Source organism: Rhodococcus sp. KRD162, assembly GCF_017168335.1.
In the GTDB taxonomy this organism is placed as follows: Bacteria; Actinomycetota; Actinomycetes; order Mycobacteriales; family Mycobacteriaceae; genus Rhodococcoides.
The window spans coordinates 1-4,323 of sequence record NZ_JABFAU010000105.1 but is presented as its reverse complement, the minus strand read 5'-3'; the positions used below and the strand labels follow the sequence as shown (position 1 = coordinate 4,323).

Below are 4,323 nucleotides of genomic sequence, written 5' to 3'. Positions count from 1 at the left end.
TGCCGGACTTTGGCGATGACCTGCTCGGGGGTGTGTCTGCGTGCCATGATTCGTGAATTTCCTCCTGTGTCCATTCTCGGACACGAAACTCACACAGACACTGGACTTCTACCTGGGGACCCAACCAGCATCTGCGGTGACAGTCGGCGCTGTCACTGCAGTGTCGCAATACGTCCGCCCGATGACTATTACTTCGTCATCGTTGAAGTAGACAATCTCTTTCTCATCCAACCAGTACAGATAGATTTGTTCAGGAGTGAACACCGAAGGATCCGGTGTATAGGGCTTATTCGATCCGCCCCCGTGTCGCGGTTCGTACGGTCCGTCCTTGGGCGAATATGTCGTGTTGATTCTCGTTGTACCGTCCACGGCATTGGGTTCCGGAACGTCCGTGCCGCACGACACGATCCCGACGATCGCAGCACACACGGCGACGGCTGCCGCTGAACTCTTTGCGTTGGGGTGCATGTTCCGGCACTTTACGGGCCACGCGAACTGTTCCATGCGGATTGCGCCCTTGGGTGGTGTTCCTGGGGCGATTCGGAGAGGTGATGAGGGGTCATCTGGATGTCATCGTTGTCGGCTACCTCTCGCGAGGTCACGAAATGGACTGGATTGTGTGTGTCGTGTCGTCGTGGTGTTCTGAAAACTGTTTGTTGAGATGGTTTGTCAGGGCGGTGTGTCGTGGCTGGTGGGGGCTGCTGTTGGTTGGGATTTCTTGTTTGTCCGTAGAGTTTTTGTCTGCCCGGTGGGGTTAAGTTCGGCCTAGGGAGGGACGGCTTTTGGGGCTATGGTGTGGGCTCCAGGTTGTCAATGGTGAGGAGTGTCTGGTGGCGAAAGTGTCGTGCCCGGTGTCAGGTTCCGGTCATCCGGATCATGCGGAGGGGTCGGATGAATTGCGGAGATGCTTGGCGGACGAGAAAGAGGCTGAGAAAAGGAGGAGAGATGAGCGGATCGCCGCGATGCTGCGGCCCGTGCCCGTGCAAGAGCCTGCTCTGAAGGTGGTCGATCCGAGGATGGTGGCGGAGGGCGAGGTTTCGGGGCTGTCGTTCGCGGAGCGGAGAGGCGCGGTGGGGAATCCGTTGCGGGCGCGTGAAGATTCGGATGGGCCGTCGTTCGGTTGGTGATGCACGTTGCTGGGCATGATGTTAGCGAAAGCTGTTGAGGGGCCACATATTATGTCGGTCAGGTGAAGGGTATCGCCGAATAGTGTTGTTATTACGGGGATATGGCTATTCGCGAGTGTGTGGACCTTGAGGGTGCGATGGAGCGCGCGAGTGACGAAGGGGTTTCGTGCGCTCGAATTTGACCAGGGAGGGAATCGCCTCTATTGCGGCGAATCTCGCGAGCACTTCACGTCGACATCACGGTACGAGGCAGCGGTAGCTCACCGGAGGGGGCGGTACCTGAATGTGCGTGGTTGACCTGCAAAGATGCCATGTCCCTGGCACTCTCGTTGGAGGCAGGGAAGCGACTAGAGATGAGAGTCTGCATAAACAGATCAGACGAACCCGCAATGGGACGAGTGGGAGAACGAAGCCCGAGCCGAACTTGTCGAGAAGTACCGCGACTTCGGATACCCAGCCTTGACCGGAAGGGTCAACAGGTGCGCGACGCTCGACGTGTATCGAGATGGCGAGCATGTCGGATACGTCGATGTTGACCCGTCGGGGATTGACTGGGTGATTCAAACGCGGAGGGTTTTCCTCGAAAAGCCGTTCCGATTCGACAAGGCGCTCCACGCGGAAGGAAAGTATCAGCCTCGGTGGGGGTTGTTTCTGATGGAAAAGGTGTTCGACAAGTTCCCTGACAAGGAAATCCGGGAAAGCTCGATCGACAACGATCCGTTAGGTGACCCGTTCCTGGCGAGGGTCCGGGGTGAGTACGCGATGCCGTACCACCAACGGAATTGTTTCCTCAACGAGGAGCGTCGGTGCACGTGCGGGGTGGGGAGACCACGGGCAATCGTGTCGTAAGTGCCTGGTATCCGAGCTCGACTCGGATCAGGACCGCGTCCTCCAACCCGATATCGACTACCGACGAGCTGATGCTTACGCTGGTGGGAAGGCGCTAAACTGCAGCTATGGCGCAGACGGTTAGTGAGCTTCGACTGCCAATTGCCCTTGCGGATCTGGTCGAGCTTTTGAAGAGCTACGGAGCAGCCGAAGCATGGGTGTTCGGAAGCTACGCGCGCGGGTCTGCGCGTCCTGACAGCGACCTCGATCTGCTCGTGACTTTTGCGGCAGACGGAGACCCCTGGGCGTTTTTGGCCTTGCAGGAGGAGTTGAACCGCCGGTTGCCGGGCGGGGCGGATGTCGTCACCCAGCTCAATAGGCACTTCGCGCCCTACATCGAACCTGACTTGGTGAAAATCATCTGAACTTCGATCGTGCCGCGCGAAGCTAGGATGGCACCCATGTCGAAGACTCCGGCTCCGCACTTGTCCGCTGTCGTTGAAGCTCTGGTCAAGATTCGCGATTCGCGACCGGGATCGATTGACGCATTGGTCAACGATTCGTTGTTGTGGGATGGAACCTTGATGCGAGTGCAGGTAGCTGGGGAGCATCTCGCAAAGATCCGTGACCAGTTTCCGGAGTTCTTTCGTGAGCACCACGACGATACGTGGAACAAGTTGATCGCTATGCGCAACATCATCTCTCATGCTTACAGTGAGGTGAATCCGAGCATCATGTGGGACGTCGTCGAATACCGGCTGGATGGTGTCCGAGATCGAATCGAAGTGATTCTGAACGAACTGCGATAGGTATCGGCGGGATGAAGGCAGCGCTCGCCGGGGGTGCGTGATGCGTGAGCTATCGGCGGGGTTTTCTCGGTAGGGGAGTTGTCCGGCGTCGGGGTTTGTTCGGCGTTGTGAATTGTGGTCGGCTTGTCCTCGGTGGGTAGGTGAGGGTTGCGTCGAAGGTGGCGATGAGTCCGTGGTGTTCGAGGACGAATTCGGTTGGGTCAGTGGGGTTTTGTCGGCCCACGAAGAAGACGCGCGGTTTGGACTTAGTTGGCGTGGGCGAGTGTGTGCGGTCGCGTTGGAGATCCCGGAGCTTTTGGAGGTTGTGCTTGAGGAGGGCACGCAGTCGCGGTGTCCAGTGGGCCCAGATAACTGTTACTCGGTGGCCGTCGATGACACGTGCGGGGTTCTGAGGGTCACGGGTTCCGGCATAGAGCGGGATGGAGATGCTCTCATCCGTGGAGTGCATCTCGGACGCCCAGGCGAGTTCAGCGTGGAATATCCGTAGTTCGGGGTATTGATCGACATCTTTGGCGTTCAGGCGTTTGAAGACTGTCGAGTAGCGATCTGCGTCGATACCAGGGATATGAAGGGGCATCTCGGCGCGATCGAGAGGGAGTTCAATGAATGTTCTCGCGATAAATGTCAGCGTGCGGACGCGTTGCGATCGGCCCGTTCTCCCCTGAGAAGACGGATCGTTCGGTGTCGATCGTGATGAGATGCGGTGTTCCGGGTTCGGATGTCGCTTGTCGACCTGGTCATGAGATTCGGCGAGTACCAGTTCGGACGGATACGTGCCGGTATGGGTCCGGCGCTTTTTGCTGGGGCGGCAAGTGTTTGTGACCGTGGACTTCTTGTCCTTCTTGTCGCCGTCGACGGTGCAATCGTCATCGTGTGATCCTGAGCGGGCGGCAAAGTAGGGCGACGGAATATTGTGCGATTCTATGGCCTGGGGGGACACCGGAACTCCGCAGCCCAGACATTCATATCCCCCTGAACTGAGCATGTTCCTGCGGCTCTTCAGATCCGCCGCAAGGCGAGGCTCTGAAAGATCGATGTCCCACGCGGTATCCATTCAGTTCCACCAGCCATTGTCGTTGAAGGTATGGACCGACTGTATCCCTCGGCTCTGATGCGCGGACAAGCGACAGATTCGTGTACACGTCCGTGACGGCTGGCGTGGCCGCGTGCCCGATCGAGGTCAACTGGCTGCCCTCGCCAGTGAGGTCGCCGAGCTCTGAGACGATTACGGCGAAAAGCGCCCGAAGTCTGGGTTGCAGCAAAGTCTTAGGGAATGCCCCCAACTAGCCGACCGATATTCCGGACCTTGTCGACAAGGACAGTGCGCGGGCCAACGCAACCAGGCCCCGGACCTCTCATGGTTTCCTTCTGCACTACGCAAGGGACGGGGCGTTGGGATGATTCTAGTGGTGGTTCAGAGTGGGCTTGTCGCTGCTGGTCTCATCTTTTGATTGGGATCGGTCCGTGTGGCGAGTTGTGGGTGTGCTGGAAGGCCCCGTCGACTGGGTTGTCGGCGGGGCCTTGTTGGTGGTGTGTGGGGTGTGGTTAGGGGGTTGTGG

The 4,323-nt window shown here is 58.3% G+C and carries 3 protein-coding genes; 2 read left to right on the top strand and 1 reads right to left on the bottom strand.

Translation table 11 applies throughout. The features are described from left to right. The first annotated feature begins 2,083 nt into the window (after positions 1-2,083). On the top strand, positions 2,084-2,380 hold the full coding sequence (locus tag J1M87_RS28330) for a nucleotidyltransferase family protein (protein ID WP_133729516.1): 297 nt from the start codon (positions 2,084-2,086) through the stop codon (positions 2,378-2,380). Between the two features lie 36 nt (positions 2,381-2,416). After that, the gene (locus J1M87_RS28325) at positions 2,417-2,764 is read left to right on the top strand and encodes a DUF86 domain-containing protein (RefSeq protein WP_206492960.1); all 348 of its coding nucleotides are present in this window, start codon (positions 2,417-2,419) and stop codon (positions 2,762-2,764) included. Positions 2,765-2,813: 49 nt separating this feature from the next. Here J1M87_RS28325 and J1M87_RS28320 read toward each other — a convergent pair whose 3' ends face one another. Next, a complete protein-coding gene (locus tag J1M87_RS28320; protein WP_206492959.1) occupies positions 2,814-3,818 on the bottom strand; it encodes a hypothetical protein in 1,005 nt (334 codons plus the stop codon). Positions 3,819-4,323: the final 505 nt, after the last annotated feature.

Excerpts from the sequence above, each read along its gene's own strand:
- J1M87_RS28330 (WP_133729516.1), top strand. The coding sequence starts at position 2,084 with ATGGCGCAGACGGTTAGTGAGCTTCGACTGCCAATTGCCCTTGCGGAT.
- J1M87_RS28320 (WP_206492959.1), bottom strand. The coding sequence starts at position 3,818 with ATGGATACCGCGTGGGACATCGATCTTTCAGAGCCTCGCCTTGCGGCG.
- J1M87_RS28325 (WP_206492960.1), top strand. The coding sequence starts at position 2,417 with ATGTCGAAGACTCCGGCTCCGCACTTGTCCGCTGTCGTTGAAGCTCTG.